The sequence below is a fragment of the Tetzosporium hominis genome (genome assembly GCF_002265435.1).
In the GTDB taxonomy this organism is placed as follows: domain Bacteria; phylum Bacillota; class Bacilli; order Bacillales_A; family Planococcaceae; genus Chryseomicrobium; species Chryseomicrobium hominis.
The window spans coordinates 1-21,836 of sequence record NZ_NOKQ01000187.1 but is presented as its reverse complement, the minus strand read 5'-3'; the positions used below and the strand labels follow the sequence as shown (position 1 = coordinate 21,836).

The following is a 21,836-nucleotide window of genomic DNA, read 5'->3' as shown; positions in this document are numbered from 1 at the left end:
CCCCATTTTTTGTGGACAGTTAAATTGTCTTTCTATTTACACAATTCACAACTGTCTTACTTGTTTGAACAACTTCATTGTAATGCATGACTTTTTATCCGTCTACATAAATTTTTATATTTTATTAGAAAATTTAATGAATATATCAGTATACATAAATAAAAACGCGAAGAATTAAACTTCTTCGCGCTTTGGAACTACTCTCTTTATAAACAAACTTAATATCAGTGCGACCAAAGTTACACATGCGGCAATGAAAAATGAATAAGTGATTCCTTCAAGCATTCCTTGTTTTGAAAGTTCTCCAATCATTTGCTCTGTCGGAGTGATTCCGGAGAGCTGTAGCTCACGTACTTGATCTTCTATCCAATGATTCATTCGAGTGTTCATGATAGTTAAGAATATTGCCGAACCAATGGCTCCTGATACTTGTTGAAGCGTATTATTCATGGCCGTACCATGTGGATAAAGTGACGCCGAAAGTTGGTTCAAACCATTTGTCATGATCGGCATTGAAATCATCGAAAATCCGAACATCCGCAGAGTATAAAAAATCATAATGACTTGAAAACTTGTCTCCATCGTTAGCGTACTTAATTCAAACGTTGCGAAAGCTGAAATTGAAAGGCCAATCAATGCTAGCCATTTGGCCCCAAATGAATCAAATAAACGACCTGTGATTGGTGACATGATTGCCATAACGAGAGCACCTGGCAACATCAGAAGACCTGATTCAAGTGGAGTGAATCCTCTTATGGTTTGTACGTATAGTGGCGTTAAAATCATTCCAGAGAACATCGCTGCCGATAATACAATGGATATTGCTGAGGCAAGAGCAAACATCGGAAATTTGTATATACGAAATTCTAAGAGAGGCTCTTTTAATTTAAGCTGTCTACGAATAAATACAATCAATCCGATTGCTCCGGCAGTTAAAGTTCCTAATACTATAGGAGATCCCCATCCTTCATCACCAGCCACACTAAAACCGTATAATAGCCCACCAAAAGCAATCGTCGACAAGACTAAAGAAAACTTATCAAGAGTTACTTCTCTCTGTGGTGTAATATTTTTTAATTTGAAAATCGCAAGTACTAATGGAATCAATGCAAACGGTAAAATCATAGCAAACAGGACGCGCCAGCTATAATTCTCGACTATGAATCCTGACAGCGTCGGTCCAATTGCTGGAGCCATAACCATCACAAGACCAAATAATCCCATTGCTGTTCCTCGGCGTTCTATAGGAAATGCTATCAACATGACATTCATGAGCAGCGGCATCATTATTGCAGAACCACTTGCTTGGATCATGCGACCTGCTACTAATATCCAAAAACTAGGAGCAACAAAGGCAACAAGTGTCCCGAGTGTGAATAAACTCATAGCCGTAATAAATAGTGTTCTATTTTTAAATTTTTGTATGAAATAAGCTGAAGCTGGAATTAAAATTCCATTCACGAGCATGTAGCCAGTTGTGAGCCACTGTACTTGAGACGCCTCTACATCAAATTCAATCATAATGGTAGGTAATGCGACATTTAAGAGAGTGTTATTTAGAAATGCAACAAAAGCGCCAATAAACAAAATGGCAATCATTCCGTACGGGGGTTTTTTCATAGGGGATCCTTCTTTCTTTTTTACATTACTCCATCGTACATCATACTATTTAGTTTATCAAACTATTTGTAACTCGAAATATAAATAAAAAAATGGCGCTTAGTCAAAGCGCCAGCCATTCTTAGCAAGACTCATAAATTGCTGTTGTGCATGTATAGTTTCGTCGGATTCTCTGTAAGAATACACTCCATTTGAGTCTTGAACACGTGCTTTTGTAGTATCCCGAAGCTCTAAGTCCAAAATAGACAAAATGCGTTTTTTAATACTAGGAGAAAGTATTGGGAATAAAATCTCGACTCGCTTGATCATGTTACGTGTCATCATATCAGCAGAAGATAAATAAAGTTTAGATGCTCCATTGCGATGGAAATAATAGATTCTCGAATGTTCTAAAAAGCGTCCTACAATACTGATAACTTGAATCGTATCACTGATACCTTTGATTCCTGGTCTCAAGCAACAAATCCCTCGCACAACTAAATCTATGGTCACTCCCGCTTGTGATGCTTCATATAACTTCTCAATGAGGTCCTTATCTGTTAACGAATTCATTTTCAACTTGATATGGCCATTCCCAAATGTCTTGTGAAATTCAATCTCTTCATCAATCAATTCAACAAACCGGTCTTTAATCTCAAATGGAGAAACGACAAGTTTTTGATAATCTGGTTTGTCCATATAACCACTTAAATAGTTAAAGAATTTCGTTGCGTCTGCTCCAATCTTTTTGTTTGTGGTAATAATACTCATATCTGTATAGACTTTTGCAGTTTGATCATTATAATTTCCAGTTCCAAGATGCACAAACTGTTCAATTTTACCTTGTTTTTGTCGAATGATTAAAGTGATTTTGGAATGCGTTTTCAAATTGTGCATACCGTAGATGACTAAACAGCCAGCCTTCTCAAGTTCTTTTGCCCAGATGACATTATTTTCTTCATCAAATCTCGCTTTCAATTCAACTAAAACGGTAACTTGCTTGCCATTTTCTGCAGCACGTTTTAAGGCATTTATAATGGGTGAATTCCCGCTGACACGGTACAGTGTCTGTTTAATAGCGAGAACATACGGATCATCTGCAGCCTTTTCAACAAACTCAAGTATTGGTTGAAACGATTCATACGGATGAAAGAAAAACAAATCTTGAGTGAGAGATTTTTGAAACATATCCTCTTCTCGTTTTAAGTCTTGTGGTTGCTGAGGCATGAAGATTGGGAAAGAAAGTTTTGGAAACTTGGTCTCAAAATACTTAGTGAAAGAAAACAAAAACGTCACATCGAGTGGCCCATCGATTTTATAGACATCACTTGCTGTAATTTCCAATTCATCTAACAAATAGGCGAGCACTTTCTGTTTGATTTCGCTTGATTTTACTTCAAGGCGGCTGACAGCTCCCCATTTTCTCTTTTTTAATTCTTTTTCGATTTCTATAAGAAGGTCCCGAGCCCCTTCTTCATGTATCGTGAGATCTGCATTTCGTGTGATTCTGAATGGATTCGCATGTTTTACTGTAAACCCTGTGAACAATTTGGATAAGTTGCTTATAATGACATCTTCTAATAACACAATCGTATGGGAATCTCTCGTTGATTCCACAACCAAAAACCGTTTGAGCACAGACGGAACTTGGACGATGGCAATTTTTAGTGAATCTTCTTCATCAGCATCTTCTATCATAGCCAATATGTTCATTGTCTTGCTCAGCAAAATAGGGAACGGTCGATACGCATCTACCGCCACAGGTGTAATGACCGGATAGATTTCTTCATCAAACTGGAGATCAATCACTTTCTTTTGGTCTGGATTGAGTTTTGAGTAACTGACGACATGCAACCCTTCTTTTGGAAGATCGACCTCCATGAGCTGACGGTATACTTTCATTTGACGAGCTACCAATTGTTGCGTTTTTTCAGCGATGGCTTCTAACTGTTGCAGTGGCGTAAGTCCCGACTTTGTTTCAGGATTCGTAAACCCAACACGAACTTGGTCTTGTAGTCCTGCAACTCGAACCATAAAAAACTCATCCAGATTGGAGCTGAAAATCGCAAGAAACTTAAGTCTCTCAAATAAAGGATTGTCTTCGTCTTCTGCTTCTTCTAATACTCTTTCATTAAATGCCAACCAACTAAGTTCCCGATTGTTGAAATGTGCATATGTAAACTCACTCATACAGATGCCTCCGTCTCAAATTGAATTTTGACACTACGATTCGTTAGTTTTTCAATATGTTTCTTCATTTTGTCCGCTTGATAGGACTCTAGAACATGAGAGCCTCTTACAAAAAGTGTTAACACAATATCTTCCCCATCCGAATGCATTTTTGCATCATAAACGCTGGAATGATTGGTCGTCTGGAGAGCATGAACAAATCGCAGTAACGCTCCAGCTTCTCGGCATTCTTCAATTTCTTGCATTGGGAGAATTCCTTGGTACGGTTGAATGTACTGTTGAAAGGTTTGTTTGTTCTTATAAGAAGCAAGCAGAGACAGTTTCAATTTTTGTTTGTTCGTGAAACCGTCTAACGTGCTATTCGTCAATAAATAGAACGTATGTTGACTGGCAGACTCTAGGTCTACTTGCTTGCCAAAGTGGAAGAGCTGATACGCATACGTGAGCATTTCCGGATCGTCGGACCATTCTTGAATCCATCCCGCTTCAGAAAATTGTTGGTGAAGTTTATGAAACGCATCGATCAGATCACTTTCTTCAAGCTTGTTGATTCCAAATTTTCCGTGTATATGCCGAATCGCACTGGATGCCACTTCATCGACGAAAAAAGTATGTTCATTTGTAGCCTCAAGTTGTTCGATGATAATGCCTTCTCGCAACCCTTTTCTACTGTGCATGAAGATTGTAGAGTTGCTCATTTCGAGTAACGTTTGAAACGTAATGATCGCTCCGTCAATCACGTCGGCTCGGTCAGAAGAAAGGCCGTCAATTTTCTTTCGGTCTGCAAATGATATTTTCTTTAGCAGGTGGTCGACTGCCCGCATGTCTTCTAATGTCATCTCGTACTGATGAGTTCCAGATAGCGGATAATTCTTGCGGTTCTGATCGATTTGGACAATATTTCGAGCACTTCCTCCTATAGATATGATAGGAAGCCCTTTCCCCTTTTCAGCAATCCAAGATTGCTCTGCAAATTGGTCTTTAACAAAAGCATGGATTGCTTTTCGTTCTTGTAGTGTTGGGATATCCCCAGAGATAAACTTCTTTTTTAAGGTTACGACTCCAAATGGAAAACTGAATGACTCAAGCAATTGTTTGTTTTTAAACAGAGTGACTTCAGTACTTCCCCCACCCATATCGACGGTCAAACCGTCTTTACAATCGGTAGTCAGAACGACTGCCAGATAGCCATAATAGGCTTCTTGCTTGGTGGACAAGACATCAATTGCCATACCTGTCTTATCATGCACTTGTTGTAGAATCTCTTTTTGATTCACCGCTTGCCGAATTGCAGCGGTCGCAGCGATGACCGGTTGAGAAATCGATAAATCTTTTAAGAAAGCATTGAAGTTTTGAAGTGTCTCGACGAGTTTGTCGATTCCTTCTTGCTCTAGTACTAAGTCATCATTCAAATAATTACTTAGTCGAGCTACTGTTTTAATATTGTGATGCTCTTCTAGCCCTTTTTCATAGGAATAACTATAGACTACTAGTCGAATGGAGTTTGATCCGATATCAATGATGGCGCGTAACTGGTCCATACACTCACCTGCCGTTTCTTTTTATTATAACGGATTCGTATTCTAAAGAAGTTATTTTTCAGAAAATTTACCTGAAATTCATAGCGATGATATACAATGAAGAAAAGAGGGGGAGGGTCTTGTGAAAAAATATAGTAAAAAAGAGAATAGTTGGGTCATGTATGACTGGGCCTCATCAGCATATACACTCATTATTACTACAGCAATTTTTCCAATTTATTTTAAATCTTCCGCAACAGAGGCTGGCATTGCAGGGGCCGATTCAACTGCTTATTTAGGGTACACGATTGCGATCTTCACAACTATCCTAGCTCTACTCGGTCCTATTATGGGGACTATCGCAGATTATGAAGGATTGAAGAAGAAATTTTTCACCGTCTTCACTGCAATTGGTGTGATTTTTACAGTGGCGTTAGCATTAGTACCTTTTGAGAACTGGCTGCTTCTACTGATTGTCTACACATTTGCAGCTCTAGGGGCAACAGGCTCCAATGTGTTTTATGACAGCTTTATCGTGGACGTCACAACAGATGAACGAATGGCAAAAGTATCTGCTCGCGGTTATGGAATGGGTTATATCGGCAGCCTCTTCCCATTTGTTATAGCCATGGCTATCATCATTCTGAGTCAACAAGGGATTCTTCCATTCGCAGCAGATACAGCTAGTAAGATTGCTTTCTTGATCACAGCAGCTTGGTGGGTAATTTTTTCAATTCCTATTTTTAAAAATGTAAAACAAATTCATTTTGTTCCGAGAGAACCAAATCCGGTGGGTCAAAGCTTCAAAAGGTTGTTTACTACGTTCAAAGAAATTCGCAAATACCGAGCTGTCTTTCTCTTTCTCCTAGCTTATTTCTTCTATATTGATGGAGTCGGCACCATCATTTCTATGTCAACAGCGTATGGAACTGACCTAGGACTTGATTCTACTTGGCTACTTGGGATCTTGTTCCTCACACAACTGATTGCAGCACCTTTTGCTTTTTTATACGGTCATTTAGCAGGCAAGTTTGGTGAAAAAACGATGCTTTATGTAGGGATCTTTGTATACACCATTGTATGTACGTATGCTTACTTTATGGATTCAGTTACGGATTTCTTCATACTAGCGATGCTGGTCGGAACTTCTCAAGGTGGTATTCAAGCCCTAAGCCGTTCTTATTTCGGAAAGCTTGTGCCGAAACAAAATTCTAATGAATTTTTCGGTTTCTATAATATTTTTGGGCGATTTGCAGCGATTTTAGGTCCGCTACTTGTCGGTATCACCGCTCAAGTAACTGGGAATTCGTCTACAGGCGTTTTCAGCTTGATTGTGCTCTTCATAATCGGTTTCATTATTTTGCGTTTTGTACCCGAGCCAGACCATCATGCCCCTCCAGTAGTACTCAATGAGTAAACATGAAAAGCTCTTTCCGATTGTATTCGGAAAGAGCCTTTTTCATCTATAAATTTTCCATCAAGCGTTTGGCGATCTTTGTATAATCGTCAGCCGTGAGCCCCGGAGCAAATTCTTCTGGTAAGTCATCGAGCTCTGGGATCGGAGCCCCTTTTGGACTCCCCTCCTCTACAACCAATGGCGCTCCAGTTGTTGGGTGCTCACCACTTGGGGCAAGTTAATTAACAGCTTACTCGTTCTTTGAAACATCAGTTGCCCTCAGAAGGTGTGAACCAAATGATTTGTTGGTTACGAACAACGAAGTCCCGGCCTTCTTTAGTGACGATTACACAATCGTAATGAACCATCGATAAAGTTCCCTCCACTATAGACCGCTGAGTTTGAATGGTCACGTCAGTTCCTTGAAGTTCACGTAAATGACGTACAACATAAGATTCTACCGTTGCCTCATAATTCACTTGTGGGGTAGATTGACTCACTGAATCCCTCGCTTTCATATTAGCCTATTCAAAAAGACAGTTTATGTTACACTAAATTTAGAGGTGAGCCTGTGAAGAAACTTGTAATCAGCGGATATCGCGCAACGGAACTCGGTATCTTTGACTCCAAACATCCAGGGATTGCAATTATTAAAACGGCTTTAAAAGACCGTCTCCTTCGCTATTATGAGGAAGGACTGGAATGGGTGCTAATTTCCGGACAGCAAGGTGTCGAGATCTGGGGAGCTGAGGTTGTAGTAGAGTTGAAAAAAGAAGGAATTCCTTTGAAACTTTCTATCACCCCGCCATTTTCAGAGTTCACCAGTCGATTAAAACCGGACAAGCAAGCCGAGTTTCAACAACTTGTGCTAGAAGCTGACTTTTACCAAGCGTTAACGACAGGTGGTTACCAAGGTCCATGGCAATTTCAAGAGCGCGACAAGTTCTTGTTGCGAAATACTGATAGTGCCCTAGTTGTGTACGATGACGAACAACCGGCAAGTCCTAAATTTTTTATGGAATTGATTGGACGCTATCAAGAAACACAGCCCACATTCGTAGTCGAACAAATTACATCGTTTGATTTGAATGACACAGCAGAACAGATGAGATGGAAAGAAGGCGATGACCATGACTACACACTTTGAAGTGTATTCAAAAGAAACAGATGAGTTGCTTCACTCATTTACTCAACAAGATTTATCTAAAGCAATGTCCTATTTCAATGACCACTTAGATCATTATTTATATGTTTCCAAGCCAGAATACCAAGACTTTCGAATTGAAGGATTCGTGCTAGAAACGGATGATATCTTTCGTTTTTACAATGTGTTGATTGGAATTTATATTCCAAAGTCTAAAATGGAGATTGTCAAAAACGAGATTGACTCAATTTGGAATAATCCAGACTTTCGTTATGCATTCACTTATGATGCGAACGAAGGAGTTGCAGAGTTAAATCTCCCTCTAAATTATCTTCAAGGATTTGATCCTACTAGCTCCATCGAAACGACTATTGCATTTGTGGAGTCTATTTTAAAAAAATTTGCCAGTTCTTTCTAAACCGAATAACTGAGCAGCTTCCTGAGCATACTACTAGCGATTATGCAAAGGAGGCTTTTTTATGTGAAAAAATCAGCACCATCTGCACCAAGTGCCTCAGTTGGATCAGCAAGATCCCCAAACGATCTTACAAAGCTTCCAACCAGCTTCTAAGCTCGGTTTAAATATGAACTGATAACAAAAAGTAAGAAGTACTAATTTCGAACAACAATTGTTTCTGAGAGACAATCTTCTCTCTCGAGACGATGGATTTTCTCTAGGAACAACTAACCACAGGTGCAGGACTAGCTTATTGAGCTAGTCCTGCACCTGTCTTCATTGTACGGCAGAAAAACCACATCTAGTAATTGAAGAAAGTCTGTCTATAAATGATTTGGGAGAAGTTGTAGAAACTTCCCTGATCCTACTTCGGCTCTGCCTCTAACAGTGATGGTTCAGTTCACTTGTATCTTCTATAGAACTAGATGAAGGCGGGGCTGTGCTGGGGCAAGGCCCGATTTTTCAAGCTCATACTCAAAGTCTAGGAAAGCAGGTTAAAGACTTCTAAGTTAAACCCCAACTCCTAAGGTTGTATCATAACCAATATGTTCGTACAAATGTAATAAGACAGCATATATGAAAAGTGTGTAGGGGTGACTCCAGCGGGATTATAAGCGGAAGCTGAGACCGAGGCTCAGCCCGCGCCCGCGGAACGCTTCCCCTGCACACAATTAAACATACACAAGGGAGCTTCTCATACTAAGAGAAGCTCCCTTGTGTAAAGTATAGAATTTACTTAACGCATTGGAATGCCGTGATCTTTAACATGTTGTTTAATTTCTTGAATTGAATAGTGACCATAATGAATCATAGAGGCAACAAGTGCCGCATCTGCCTTTGCTTCAGTGAAAACTTCAGAGATGTGATGCAGTTCGCCGGCACCACCTGAAGCGATAATCGGAATGGAGACATTTTCAGAAAGAAGTTTAATCAACTCCAGATCATACCCCGTCTTCATGCCGTCCTTATGAATACTCGTACAGATGATTTCTCCAGCACCTCGTTCTGCAGCTTCTTGAGCCCACTCTAACACGTCTTTTCCTGAATTCTCATGACCAGAGTGCGTATAGACTTCCCAGCGCTCAATCGAACCATCTTCACGTAAAATCGGCATTGCATCGAGCCCCAGCACGACACATTGTTTACCAAAGATTGCTGCAGCCTCGTTCAATAGTTCGGGACGCAACACAGCAGCGGAGTTTACTCCAACTTTGTCCGCACCTGCACGAAGCAACAGGCGGAAATCTTCAATTGTTCGGACGCCTCCGATTACGGAGAAAGGAATATAGACTTCCTCTGCCACTCTTCGAATCCACTCATATTTCACTTCTTGATTTTTCAATGAAGCGGTCGTATCTAAATAAATCAGTTCATCTGCTCCATCTTCAGCGTATTTCCGCCCAAGTTCTGCAGGATCTCCAATGATAGTGGGATTACGAAATTGAACGTATTTCACTGCTTTGTCATCTAAAACATCAATAGCTGGTACAATTCGTTTTTTTAACATGTCGTCACCTTTTTCTTTGCATAACGGCAAAAATTATCGAGCAGCTTCATGCCCGCTTCGCCACTCTTTTCTGGGTGGAACTGCACACCCATAACGTAGTCATTGCCTATGGCTGAAGCAAAAGGTGTCCCGTAATCTGTCAACCCAATGATATCGTCTGTATCTTTAGGAGCTGCATAATAAGAGTGAACAAAATAAAAGTCTGTTTGTTTAGGAAGGTCTTTTAATAAGAAATGGCCTTTCACATCTTCTACATCATTCCAACCCATATGAGGGACCTTCAAATCAGGATTTGCAAAGTAAGGAACCGTGCCTTTTAATAGGCCTAATCCTTGTGCATCGCCTTCTTCACTTGCATCAAGAAGCAGCTGCATTCCTAAACAGATACCAAGTATCGGAATACCTTCTTCTACTTTTCGTTTTATATAAGAAACAAGACCGCGTTCTTCAAGTTGTTTCATAGCTTGTTCCGCATGACCCACTCCTGGTAAGATCAATTGTTCAATTTCACCTGTATAAGTCCCGTCTTCAATTCGAACGTACGGGTATCCAAGTTTTTTGATGGCTTTTTCCACGCTGTGCATGTTGCCAGCACCATAATCCAGTATTCCAATCATCGCACTCGCCTCCTGTTTCTCATTATGCCATCGTCATAAAAAAATTGAAAGAGAAAACTTTAACTCACTAGCAGAAGAAAGCTTTAATGCGAAAAAAAACCCGCTTTTACACGGGTTGAGGTGTTGCTACAAATTGATTCACTTTTTGAGCCGCTTCTTTTCCTTCTTTAATTGCCCAGACGACAAGACTTTGACCTCTTCTTGCATCTCCAGCTGTAAATACACTAGGTATATTAGTCGCGTAATCTACTTTTGAAGCGGCGATGCGGTTGCGTGATAAGCTGAGATCGGAATCTGCAGCAACTTGTTCTTCTATACCTTCAAATCCAATTGCAACAAACACTACATCCGCTGGCCACTCTTTTTCAGTACCTGGTAGTTCACGGAAGTAATGGAAGCCGTCTTCCCCTACTACTTTCTCCATTTGAATTGTCTTTAATGCGACGACTTCTCCTGAATGACCTTTTACGATTTCTTTTGTTTGTATCAAATATTCTCGCGGGTCTTGGCCTTTAGTTGCAAGTGCTTCTTCATAAGCGTAATCCATTTTAAAGACATTCGGATCTGACGGCCACATGTGATCGCCATCTCTTTCTGAACCAAGCTTCGGATGCTTCCCAAATTGGACGATCGACTTGCACCCTTGTCGAATAGCTGTGGCTACACAGTCTGCTCCCGTGTCACCTCCACCAATGACGAGTACATGCTTTTTACTAACGTCAAGACGAGGCTTTGTCCCATCAAGATGCGCTTTTGTTGTTTCAGATAGATACTGCATCGCAGGAACAATGCCTTGTGCATCGTCACCAGGAAGATGAAGCACTCGTTGCTTCTGTGCGCCAACACAAAGGATGACAGCATCAAACTCTTCACGAAGTTGAGTAAGCGTGATATCTTTTCCGATTTCGGTGTTCACGATGAATTGAATTCCTTCTTCTGCAAGTAGATGTACTCGTCGTAGTACAACATCTTTATCGAGCTTCATTGAAGGAATTCCATACATCAGTAGTCCTCCTGGACGATCATCTCGCTCAAAGACAGTTACACTATGACCTTCTTGATTCAGGTCATCCGCAGCTGTAAGACCTGCTGGACCGGAACCCACGATAGCTATCTTCTTCCCAGTTCGATTAACAGGAATACGTGGTGTGATCCAACCTTCTTCAAATCCTTTATCGATGATACTTCGTTCGATACCCTTTATAGCTACTGCAGGTTCTGAGATTCCTAGGACACACGAGCTCTCACAAGGTGCTGGACATACTCTTCCTGTAAACTCTGGGAAGTTGTTCGTCATCAGTAGGCGGTCAAGAGCATCTTTCCACTGGCCTCTGTAGACAAGGTCATTCCATTCCGGAATAACGTTTTGAATGGGACATCCAGCTGCAACTCCTCGAATCTCAATCCCCATATGACAAAACGGGGTGCCGCAGTCCATACAACGAGCTCCTTGCTCTTGCATCTCAGAATCCGTAAAGCGCTGTCCGTATTCATGAAAATGCCGAATCCGTTTTTTTGCTGGCTCCTCGAGCGGTTTCTTCCGGTCGATTTCTAAAAATCCAGTTGGTTTTCCCATTCACTTCACTCTCCTTAAGAAACGACCGTTGCCCCGTAGAACGCTTGCAAAGCGGCTTGATCTTTTTCAAGACCTTGCTGTTCTAGATCAACAATGCGTTTTTTCATTTTTGCATACTCAACAGGTTCTACCTTAATGAACTGGAACTTTGTAGCATCCCAATTCGCTAAAAGTGCTCCCGCTTTTTTGCTCTTCGTGTAATAGAAGTGATCCATCAGCATCTTTTGAAGCTCGTGGTACTCTTCGTCATCTGTTATTGTTACAAGTTGAATCATCTCCAAATTGCTAAGTTCTTTTACTCGCTGCTCGCTATCCGGAAGTATATAAGCAGTGCCTCCTGACATTCCTGCCCCAAAGTTTTTGCCTATATCACCTAAGATGACTACACGCCCACCTGTCATATATTCGCAGCCATGATCTCCGATACCTTCGACTACTATAGATGCTCCTGAATTTCGAACAGCAAAGCGTTCACCAGCCCGCCCGTTCAAAAACGCCTCACCCGAAGTCGCTCCGTAAAACGTTACATTTCCTGCAATCATGGCATCCTTCACAGAACTTTCGACAGGTTGTTTAAGGACGAGCTTTCCTCCAGACAAGCCTTTGCCTAGATAGTCATTCGCATCTCCCGACAAGTAGATGGAGACTCCATTCGGCAAATAGGCTCCAAGACTTTGGCCCGCATGGCCTGACAAGTGCAGCTGGATATGATCTTCTGGTAGACCTGCTTCCCCATACTTTTTCGTAACTTCATGTCCAACAATTGTTCCGACCACTCGGTCTGTATTTCGAATAGCGGACTGAACGGTTTTAGACTGACCGGTTGCAATAGCTGTCTCAAGCTGAGGCAACAAAACTTTCAAATCAAGTGACTGCTCTAAACGGTGCTGTTGGTCACGTTGTTTTGTAGTAGGTCCATCAACACGATGTAACAATACGGTCAAGTCGAGTTGTCCTGCTTTCCAGTGATTCTTAGCTCGCTCAGAAACATGTAATGCATCTGTGCGGCCCACTAGCTCATCTACTGTGCGGAACCCAAGATTAGCCATCCATTCTCGTAGTTCTTCTGCAACAAAGTGCATATAATTTACGACGTGATCTGCTGCTCCTGTAAACTTGTCGCGAAGTTTTGGGTTTTGCGTAGCAATACCGACTGGACAAGTGTCTAGATGGCACGCACGCATCATGACACACCCCATCACGATAAGTGGTGCCGTTGCAAATGCAAATTCTTCTGCCCCAAGAAGTGCTGCAAGAAGGACATCCTTCCCTGTCATCAATTTCCCGTCCGTTTCGAGTGTCACACGGTCACGAAGACCGTTTAGCATAAGTGTTTGATGTGCTTCTGCTAGTCCGAGTTCCCATGGAAGGCCGGCATGCATGATGCTTGTTTTCGGAGAAGCACCTGTTCCGCCGTCATAACCAGAGATAACAATGACATCCGCAGCGCCTTTAGCAACACCAGCCGCTATAGTTCCGACTCCACCTTTTGAAACGAGCTTTACGCTGATACGAGCATGACGATTGGCATTTTTCAAATCATGGATCAGTTGCGCCATATCTTCAATGGAATAGATATCGTGATGTGGCGGCGGTGAAATTAGTCCGACTCCAGGAGTAGAACCGCGGACCTCTGCTACCCAAGGGTACACTTTGTTACCAGGTAATTGACCGCCTTCACCAGGCTTTGCTCCTTGTGCCATTTTAATCTGCAACTCATCCGCTTCAGAAAGATACACAGCCTTTACACCAAAGCGTCCAGAAGCAATTTGTTTGATGGCGCTTCTTCGGTAATCGCCATTTGCATCACGTTGATAACGAGAAGGATGTTCTCCACCTTCCCCACTGTTACTTTTGCCTCCTAGACGATTCATGGCTATAGCGAGCGTTTCATGAGCCTCTTGAGATAACGAACCGAAGGACATAGCGCCCGTTTTAAATCGTTTGACGATGCTGCTTGCAGGCTCTACTTCTTCTAACGGTACTTTCGGTCGGTCTGTACGCAGATCAAATAAATTTCGTAAAAAGCCCAGTCGCTCCTCATTCGCCATCTCTGCATATTGTCTATAAAGACCTATATCATTTTTGCGAGCTGCCCACTGCAGTGTATGAATCGTTTTTGGACGAAACGCGTGATGTTCTCCATTCGCTCGCCATTGGAACTGACTACCTGAGTCTAGTGGTTGAGCTGCTTGCTCCACAGCATGTGCAACACGAAGTTCCATCTCGCGCTGTATTGTGGATAGGTCAATACCACCCAGCTGAGATTTCGTTCCTGTAAAGTACTTACTGATAACATCCTGTCCGATTCCAACGGCCTCAAAAATTTGTGCACCACGGTAGCTTTGAATCGTCGAGATTCCCATTTTCGCCATCACTTTTACGACTCCATCTGTAAAGCCTTTTACAGTTGAAGCTACAGCTTCATCGTAGGACTTATTCAGATGACCTTGCTCAATTGATTGCTCAAGCGTTGCGTAAACCAAATATGGGTAGATAGCATCTGATCCGTACCCGATAAGAGCAGCGATGTGGTGAACTTCTTTCACTTCTGCAGATTCGATAAGTAACGATAGTTTCGTTCGCTGTCCTTTTCTGACGAGATACTGATGAATGGCACTGCTCGCTAACAGGACCGGCACAACTTTTTCTCCCTTAGATAGATGGCGGTCGGAAAGAACCACCAAATGCTTACCTTCTGCAAGTGCCTGATCAACTTCTTCAAGTAACGAATTGAGCTTTTCTTCGAGTGACCCTGTAAACTGCAACTCTAAAGTTGTCGAGGAAAATACCGGATGATTTCGCAATTGGTTCATTTGACTTGCTTTTAAAATTGGCGTCTGCAATTGAATCCTCTTTGCATTCGTGGCATCCGGTTCCAGCAAGTTTCCTTCAGGACCTAAGTAGCTGATAGTTGAAGTTACCATTTTTTCACGAATCGAATCGATTGGTGGATTGGTCACCTGAGCAAATAACTGCTTAAAATAGTTAAACAATAGCTGCGGTCGATCTGACAACACAGCTAACGGCGTGTCATTCCCCATGGAACCGATTGGATCTTTGCCTTCCAAAGCTAAAGGCAGTAGGTATTTGTGGATGTCTTCAAAGCTGTATTGATTTAAATGCTGTTTGTAGGAAAGTTCTTGCTCATTCTCAACGAGTTCTTTAGACGTATCAAGCTTTTCTAATTGCTCTAGCCAGGAATCATACGGATGTTCCGTAGCAATTGTCTGTTTCAATTCATCATCTTCAATGATTCTTCCTTGCTCTAGATCCACAAGTAGCATCTTTCCTGGACTGAGTCGCTCTTTTCGGACGACATCTTCTTCTTTAACATCTACCACTCCGACTTCAGAAGAATAGATGAGACGGTCGTCTTTTGTAACGTAGTAGCGTGCCGGGCGCAAGCCGTTTCTGTCTAGTACAGCACCTAGCTGTTTACCATCCGTGAAACAAATTGCAGTCGGCCCATCCCACGGCTCCATAAATGTAGAATGGTACGTGTAAAAGGCTTCTTTTTCTGGCGTCATGTGTGGATTGTTCTCACTCCAAGGTTCTGGGATCATCATCATCGCAGCATGCGCTGGAGATCGTCCTGCAAGGACCAGGAACTCGAATGCATTATCTAACATGGAAGAGTCACTTCCAGACTCGTCAACGATTGGAAGGATATCTTGAATATCTTCACCAAAAACTGAGGAGACAAACTGTTGCTCACGTGCCTTCATCCAATTGACATTGCCTTGAAGCGTATTGATTTCTCCATTATGGACGAGGTATCTGTTTGGGTGGGCTCGTTTCCAACTCGGGAATGTGTTCGTACTATAGCGTGAGTGAACCAAGCTATAGGCAGATACAAAGCGCTCATCTTGTAGGTCCAGATAAAATTCGCTAACTTCAACCGGAGTTAGAAGTCCTTTGAAAACAATAGTTTCCGTCGAAAGCGAAGGAATATAGACTTCGTAGCCATTCTCTGTCAAAAATCGTTCAAGTCTTTTGCGGAATAGATAAAGGTGTCTTTCAAAATCTAATTGCGTCATGTGAGTGTCGTTTTTCTCTACAAACAATTGTTCAATAATCGGCATGGAGTCTTGTGCCGTTTTCGATAGTTCCGAGCCATTTATAGGAACCTCGCGCCATTTTATCAGATTAAGATGCTGGGAACTGGCAACTAGTTTATCTACTTGTTTCTTTACGTCTTCTATTACTTGGACTTCCTGAGGAAAGAAAAACATCCCTACAGCATAATCTCCTCTTTGTGGCAGTGGAAACGCTAAAATTTGACGGAACAGCGCGTCTGGTAACTGCACCATGATTCCCGCTCCATCTCCCGTACGGTGGTCATGACCACGTCCTGCTCGGTGATCCAGTCGATGTAACATTTCAAGACCATCCGTAACGATGTCATGACTCGCTTGCCCTTTAATATTGGCATAAAGTCCAATGCCACATGCATCGTGCTCATTTGTCGGGCAATAAAGTCCTTGTTTTTTCGGGTAGTTGTGAAATGTCATCGCCGATCCCTCCATGTCATGAATGTGTAGGAATAGTGTAAGTTTTCAAAATGATATAAACAATATATAATTACTATCATACTCATATCAATTTGAGATAGAAAGGCGGAAAATCGTTGGAACTACGCCAATTACTGTACTTTCAAGAAGTAGCAAAACGAGAACATATTTCTGAGGCTGCCCTTCATTTACACGTGGCCCAATCTGCCATAAGCCGTCAGATTGCTAATTTAGAAAAAGAATTAGGAGTTCAATTATTTGACCGAATCGGAAGAAACGTGAAACTAACTGCCATTGGAAGAACTTTTTTAACTCACGTCACGAAGGCCTTATTAGAGATTGATGTTGGAGTCGAAGAAGTCAATACCTACTTGAATCCTGAGAAAGGAAGCATCCGGATAGGTTTTCCAAGCAGTTTCGCCACTCAGTTGTTGCCAAGCGTCATCACAGCTTTTCGTAAACAACATCCCGACGTCAAGTTTCAGCTTCGCCAAGGAAATTATAAGTACTTAGTTGATGCCGTCAAAGATCGCTCGATCAATATTTCCTTTATAGGTCCGTTACCAACAGGTGAACCGGAACTCACTACTACCGAACTGTTTACTGAAAAGTTCTCCTTAGTGGTTCCGTTACAACACAGGCTGGCGAATCAGTCGACTGTTCATCTGATCGAGCTGAAGAATGAACCATTTATCTTGTTTCCAGAAGAGTTTATTTTGCACAAGACTGTCGTCCAAGCCTGTCAATCTGTTGGTTTTCAACCTACCATCAGTTCCGTTGGAGAAGACCTCGATGCGATTAAGGGATTGGTTGCAGCCGGCCTAGGAGTGTCCATCCTACCTGAAAGCACATTACCAGAAGGGTCGATGCGATTTACAAAAAAGATTCAGATTCAAGCACCTTTGATGCAACGGACTGTCGGACTCATCACGTCTACTTCCAGAGTACTCACACCGTCAGAGACCATATTTATTGATTTCGCCACACAATTTTTCAGAAGAATGAACCAATATTTATAAATGCTCTAGCACTTCAGCGCAATGGTGTGTTAAACTTGTCAAATATTCTGATAAAGGTTGTGATGAAATGATTGAAGTTAAAAACAAATCGTTGGTGAAAGTAGAAGACATTCTTCAAGCATTTCATCAATTAAAAGATGTTGTAGCCCATACTCCACTTCAGCGAAATGACATTTTAAGCACGCGTTACCAAGCTGACATTTACTTAAAACGAGAAGATTTGCAACATGTCCGCTCGTTTAAATTAAGAGGCGCTTATTATAAGATTGCTTCTATAGAGGAACAGGCTAGAAAAAATTCCGTAGTCTGTGCAAGTGCTGGGAACCATGCACAAGGTGTCGCGTATGCTTGTGCGGCATTAGCTATACGAGGAACCATTTTTATGCCGAAAACAACACCTAAACAGAAAGTGAATCAAGTCCGGATGTTTGGTGGAGCGTTTGTCGAGATTCGACTCGAAGGAGATACTTTTGACGATTCAGCTGCAGCTGCTACTACTTATGCAACAGAACAAGGTGCAGAGTTTATCCATCCTTTCGATGATCCTGATGTGATTGCCGGTCAAGGTACGGTTGCTGTTGAGATCCTTCACGAACTTGAAGGTCCAGTAGATTTCATCTTGGCAAGTGTTGGTGGCGGAGGCTTAATTGCTGGTGTTTCAACATATACGAAAAGTATATCGCCCACTACAAAAGTCATTGGGGTAGAGCCTAGTGGGGCGGCTTCTATGGCGGAAGCCTTCCAACATGGTAAGCCGGTCGCGCTAGACTCAATCGATAAATTTGTAGACGGAGCAGCCGTGAAATGCGCAGGCGTTCAAACCTTCTCTATAGCGAAGCACTATGTAGATGACTTGCTCACAGTCCCGGAAGGTAAAGTCTGTACAACGATTCTTGAAATGTACAATCAGCATGCCATCGTTGTAGAACCCGCTGGTGCTCTTCCTATTGCGGCACTGGACTTAGTAGCGGATGATATCCGTGGCAAACAAGTGGTCGTGATCATTAGTGGAGGAAATAACGATATTTCCCGGATGCAAGAAATCAAAGAAAAATCCTTATTATATGAAGGCTATTTGCATTATTTTCTTGTGAAATTCCCGCAGCGCGCTGGAGCACTTCGTCAATTCTTACATGACGTGCTTGGACCTGAAGATGATATCACAACGTTTGAGTACACGAAAAAGAACAATAAAGAGAGCGGTCCTGCCCTTATTGGAATTGAACTTCATGATCCTGATGACTACGAAGCATTGATTGCTCGATTTGAAGACAATGGTTTTGACTACAAAGCAGTCAATACGGATTCACTACTGTTTGAACTGTTGATTTAAGTCAGCAAAAAAGCACATCTCGCAGTGAGATGTGCTTCTTTATGCTTCTAATAGCATGCGGTCCGATAACGCATGGCTCCCTTTTATTTTCTTGAACTCCTCTAGCAAGTGCTGTACGGTCAAATGCTTCTTCGTCTCAGCATCCGCCTCATAAATGATTTTCCCTTGATCCATCATGATCAAGCGGTTCCCTAAATCAATCGCTTGCTGCATATTGTGTGTCACCATGAGAGTCGTCAGTTGTTGGTCGTGGACGAGCTGTTTCGTTAGCTGTGTAATCAGCTCCGCTCGCGCGGGATCCAGTGCAGCCGTATGTTCATCTAAAAGTAGCAAAGAAGGATTTGTAAATGTGGCCATCAAAAGAGACAAGGCCTGTCTTTCGCCTCCAGATAAAGTACCCACTTTAGTAGTCAACCGGTTCTCAAGATTCAAATGCAAGACTTCAAGTGCTGAGCGGAAATGGTCCCGCTTCGTTTTTGAAGTCGCAAACCTCCAGTTTCGCTTGCGATTTCGCGCATGTGCAACAGCTAAGTTCTCTTCTATAGTAAGACTAGGTGACGTTCCAGCCATTGGATCTTGAAACACACGACCAATCCATTTGGCCCTTGCATGTTCAGCGAGCGTATCGACTTGATTATCTGCAATCTCAATTGTCCCGCCGTCTCCTTGCAATGTACCTGAGACACAGTTCAACAACGTGGACTTCCCTGCACCATTACTTCCGATAATGGTCACAAAATCACCGTCTTCTAAATGGAGGGACAGATCATGTAACGCAATCTTTTCGTCGTGACTGGATTCATTAAAGCGTTTGTGTAAATTACGAATGGTTAACAAGGTCAGCCCCTCCTTTGATAACGGATTTGGATTGTTGTTTCTTTCGAGCCAAACGTTTTTTCGTTTCGCCCAGCTTCCCAGGTACAATTAGCGCGAGAACAACTATAGCAGCTGTAAGTAGCTTCATATCTCCCGTATCTAAGAATTCGATACGAAGCGCAAATGCTAAAACTAGACGGTAGATAACGGCTCCAATCACAACAGCCAATGTGACTCGAACGATAGATCTGGTGCCAAATAGTGCTTCACCAATAATGACCGAAGCTAGACCAATAACAATCATTCCAATCCCCATTCCGACGTCTGCAAACTTCCCGTATTGAGCTATTAAAGCGCCTGACAGGGCAACCAAGCCGTTAGATAAACCAAGGCCAAGAATCGTAAGTGTTGATGTGTTCCCAGAGAAGCTTCGAATCATCCGTTTGTTATCACCTGTTGCGCGAAGGGCTAAGCCCACTTCTGTTTTCAAGAAAGCGTCAAGTGCCAACTTGACGACTGCAACTCCGATTGCCGCAAAAAGAATGATGCTGATTTCAACAGGAATTCCTAAACTTGTTGCCCAAGCCGTGTACTTGCTGAACAACGTTTCGGATTGTAATAAAGGGATATTAGGACGGCCCACTGAATTTTCTACCGTCCATCCCATGATTCGTAAATTGATTGAATACAGAGCGATCATCATCAAGATTCCAGACAGCAACGGATTGATGCCACCTTTGGTATGCAGGAGACCTGTTCCGACACCTGCTACAAATCCAACGACGATGGCAACCAGCGTTGCAAGTGCTGGAGAATAGCCCATCACAATCATCGCCGCTGCGGTTGCAGCTCCTGTTACAAAACTTCCGTCAACTGTAAGGTCTGGAAAGTCCAGGACTCGGAAAGTTAAATAGACGCCTAGAGCCATGATTCCGTAAATAAACCCTTGCTCTACAGCTCCAATTAATGCTCCTATCATTTGAACCCCTCATTTCTACTCTGCAAGTTCTGCATTCCATTCATCTTTTACTTCAATACCTAATTGCTCTGCTACTGTACCGTTCACCACAAATTTCACATTTTGAGGATACTGAACAGGCAGTTCTGCTGGAGTCGCTTCTCCGTTTAAAATCTTGACAGCCATCTCTCCAGCTTCATAGCCGATTTCAAAATAATCAAATCCGAATGCCCCTAGACCACCACGAGCTACCGAATCAAATTCTCCAACCATAACTGGTAGTTCATTGTCTGTAGCGACAGATAAGACAGATTCCAAAGCTGAGACAACCGTGTTATCAGTAATGATGTAAAACGCATCTACTTTACCAATGAGTGATTCTGCAGCTTGCTTTACTTCTGCTGAAGTAGCTACTGATGCTTCTTCTACTGCAATCCCTAATTTATCTGCTTCTGCTTTCACCACATCAACTTGTGCTCTGGAGTTCTGTTCGCCTGAGTTAAACACCATACCAATGGATTTCGCTTGAAGTTCGTTCTTTAAAAACTCGATCGTATTCGGAATAGCTTCAGGTTGCGTGTCTACAGTACCCGTCACATTTCCGCCTGGCTCTTCCATTGAAGCCACTAATTCCGCACTTACTGCATCTGTAACGGAAGTAAACACAATAGGGATTTCTGTAGTAGCACTTGCTACTGCTTGCGCAGAAGGAGTTGAGTTTGCAAAGATCAAATCAACGTCACTGCTCACCAAATTAGTGGCGATAGTCGTGTTCGCACTCGTATCGTTCTGAGCGTTTTCTACTTGGTATTCCGCTTCGATTCCAGCATCTTCGATTGCTTGCTGAAATCCTTCAAATGCAGCATTTAAAGATGGGTGTTCTACAATTTGTGTAACTCCTATTGTAACTGTGTCTCCAGTTGCTGTTGCCTCTTCTGAAGAGTTTCCACAAGCTGCAAGGACCAATGTAGATGATAGTGTGATAAGACCTAACGTGCGTTTCCAATTCATAATGAAATCCCCCTTAACTTTAGCGCGTTGAAGCGACGAAGTATTATAAGGGCTATATTACAGCCTGTTTGAATAGAAGTCAATGGAATTTTCAGAAATAATCACTAGTGTCGCATTAAAATGGGTAGGTCTTGTCCGATAAGCGGAATTGTCTGTAAATTTATTTAAACGTAAAAAAA

Annotated in this window: 16 protein-coding genes and 1 pseudogene; 5 read left to right on the top strand and 12 right to left on the bottom strand. The window is 42.2% G+C overall.

Features of this window, described 5'->3' with window-relative positions; genetic code table 11:
• Window positions 1-174: 174 nt before the first annotated feature.
• From CF394_RS03920 to CF394_RS03910, 3 genes are all read right to left on the bottom strand, one after another.
• The gene (locus CF394_RS03920; protein ID WP_094941927.1) at window positions 175-1,620 is read right to left on the bottom strand and encodes an MDR family MFS transporter; all 1,446 of its coding nucleotides are present in this window, start codon (window positions 1,618-1,620) and stop codon (window positions 175-177) included.
• Window positions 1,621-1,719: 99 nt separating this feature from the next.
• Window positions 1,720-3,789 carry an RNA degradosome polyphosphate kinase gene (locus CF394_RS03915; protein ID WP_094941926.1) on the bottom strand — a complete coding sequence of 690 codons (2,070 nt, stop codon included), beginning with the start codon at window positions 3,787-3,789 and terminating at the stop codon, window positions 1,720-1,722.
• Window positions 3,786-5,330, bottom strand: a complete 1,545-nt coding sequence (locus CF394_RS03910) for a Ppx/GppA family phosphatase (protein WP_094941925.1) — start codon at window positions 5,328-5,330, stop codon at window positions 3,786-3,788. The genes CF394_RS03915 and CF394_RS03910 overlap by 4 nt, the downstream gene beginning before the upstream one ends.
• Before the next feature lie 121 nt (window positions 5,331-5,451).
• Between CF394_RS03910 and CF394_RS03905 the strand changes: the two genes are divergently transcribed.
• Window positions 5,452-6,726, top strand: a complete 1,275-nt coding sequence (locus CF394_RS03905) for an MFS transporter (protein WP_094941924.1) — start codon at window positions 5,452-5,454, stop codon at window positions 6,724-6,726.
• Window positions 6,727-6,772: 46 nt separating this feature from the next.
• On the opposite strand, the pseudogene CF394_RS16035 reads toward CF394_RS03905, so the two are convergent.
• Together CF394_RS16035 and CF394_RS03895 are read right to left on the bottom strand one after the other, a co-directional pair.
• Window positions 6,773-6,931 (bottom strand): annotated as a pseudogene (locus CF394_RS16035) (manganese catalase family protein); the annotation flags it as partial.
• A 43-nt stretch (window positions 6,932-6,974) separates the two neighbouring features.
• Window positions 6,975-7,205, bottom strand: coding sequence for a DUF2642 domain-containing protein (locus CF394_RS03895; protein ID WP_165767448.1), 231 nt, complete (start codon window positions 7,203-7,205; stop codon window positions 6,975-6,977).
• Window positions 7,206-7,276: 71 nt separating this feature from the next.
• Between CF394_RS03895 and CF394_RS03890 the strand changes: the two genes are divergently transcribed.
• Window positions 7,277-7,852, top strand: coding sequence for an SLOG family protein (locus CF394_RS03890; protein WP_165767447.1), 576 nt, complete (start codon window positions 7,277-7,279; stop codon window positions 7,850-7,852).
• Window positions 7,836-8,267: a hypothetical protein gene (locus CF394_RS03885; RefSeq protein ID WP_094941921.1), complete on the top strand. Its 432-nt coding sequence runs from the start codon at window positions 7,836-7,838 to the stop codon at window positions 8,265-8,267. The genes CF394_RS03890 and CF394_RS03885 overlap by 17 nt, the downstream gene beginning before the upstream one ends.
• A 775-nt stretch (window positions 8,268-9,042) precedes the next feature.
• Here CF394_RS03885 and hisF read toward each other — a convergent pair.
• The 4 genes from hisF to gltB form a co-directional block, all read right to left on the bottom strand.
• On the bottom strand, window positions 9,043-9,813 hold the full coding sequence (gene hisF, locus CF394_RS03880; protein ID WP_094941920.1) for an imidazole glycerol phosphate synthase subunit HisF: 771 nt from the start codon (window positions 9,811-9,813) through the stop codon (window positions 9,043-9,045).
• Window positions 9,807-10,430, bottom strand: a complete 624-nt coding sequence (hisH, locus tag CF394_RS03875) for an imidazole glycerol phosphate synthase subunit HisH (protein WP_094941919.1) — start codon at window positions 10,428-10,430, stop codon at window positions 9,807-9,809. Before hisH ends, hisF begins: the two co-directional genes overlap by 7 nt.
• Window positions 10,431-10,536: 106 nt before the next feature.
• A complete protein-coding gene (locus CF394_RS03870) occupies window positions 10,537-12,006 on the bottom strand; it encodes a glutamate synthase subunit beta (protein WP_094941918.1) in 1,470 nt (489 codons plus the stop codon).
• A gap of 14 nt (window positions 12,007-12,020) precedes the next feature.
• Entirely contained in the window at window positions 12,021-16,520 is a 4,500-nt protein-coding gene (gltB, locus tag CF394_RS03865) for a glutamate synthase large subunit (protein WP_094941917.1), read from the bottom strand.
• Window positions 16,521-16,636: 116 nt separating this feature from the next.
• Between gltB and gltC the strand changes: the two genes are divergently transcribed.
• Together gltC and ilvA are read left to right on the top strand one after the other, a co-directional pair.
• Entirely contained in the window at window positions 16,637-17,539 is a 903-nt protein-coding gene (gene gltC, locus CF394_RS03860) for a glutamate biosynthesis transcriptional regulator GltC (RefSeq protein ID WP_094941916.1), read from the top strand.
• Window positions 17,540-17,609: 70 nt separating this feature from the next.
• Window positions 17,610-18,872 (top strand): threonine ammonia-lyase IlvA, encoded by a 1,263-nt coding sequence (gene ilvA, locus CF394_RS03855; RefSeq protein WP_094942105.1) that lies wholly within the window; start codon window positions 17,610-17,612, stop codon window positions 18,870-18,872.
• A gap of 39 nt (window positions 18,873-18,911) precedes the next feature.
• Here the strand turns inward: ilvA and CF394_RS03850 are convergent, their stop codons facing one another.
• Genes CF394_RS03850 through CF394_RS03840 form a run of 3 tightly spaced genes read right to left on the bottom strand, consistent with a single transcriptional unit; the run spans window position 18,912 to window position 21,657 of the window.
• Window positions 18,912-19,709, bottom strand: coding sequence for an ABC transporter ATP-binding protein (locus CF394_RS03850; protein WP_094941915.1), 798 nt, complete (start codon window positions 19,707-19,709; stop codon window positions 18,912-18,914).
• Complete coding sequence (locus tag CF394_RS03845; protein WP_094941914.1) at window positions 19,693-20,667, bottom strand: ABC transporter permease; 975 nt, start codon at window positions 20,665-20,667, stop codon at window positions 19,693-19,695. Before CF394_RS03845 ends, CF394_RS03850 begins: the two co-directional genes overlap by 17 nt.
• A gap of 15 nt (window positions 20,668-20,682) precedes the next feature.
• Window positions 20,683-21,657 carry an ABC transporter substrate-binding protein gene (locus CF394_RS03840; RefSeq protein ID WP_094941913.1) on the bottom strand — a complete coding sequence of 325 codons (975 nt, stop codon included), beginning with the start codon at window positions 21,655-21,657 and terminating at the stop codon, window positions 20,683-20,685.
• Window positions 21,658-21,836 lie beyond the last annotated feature (179 nt).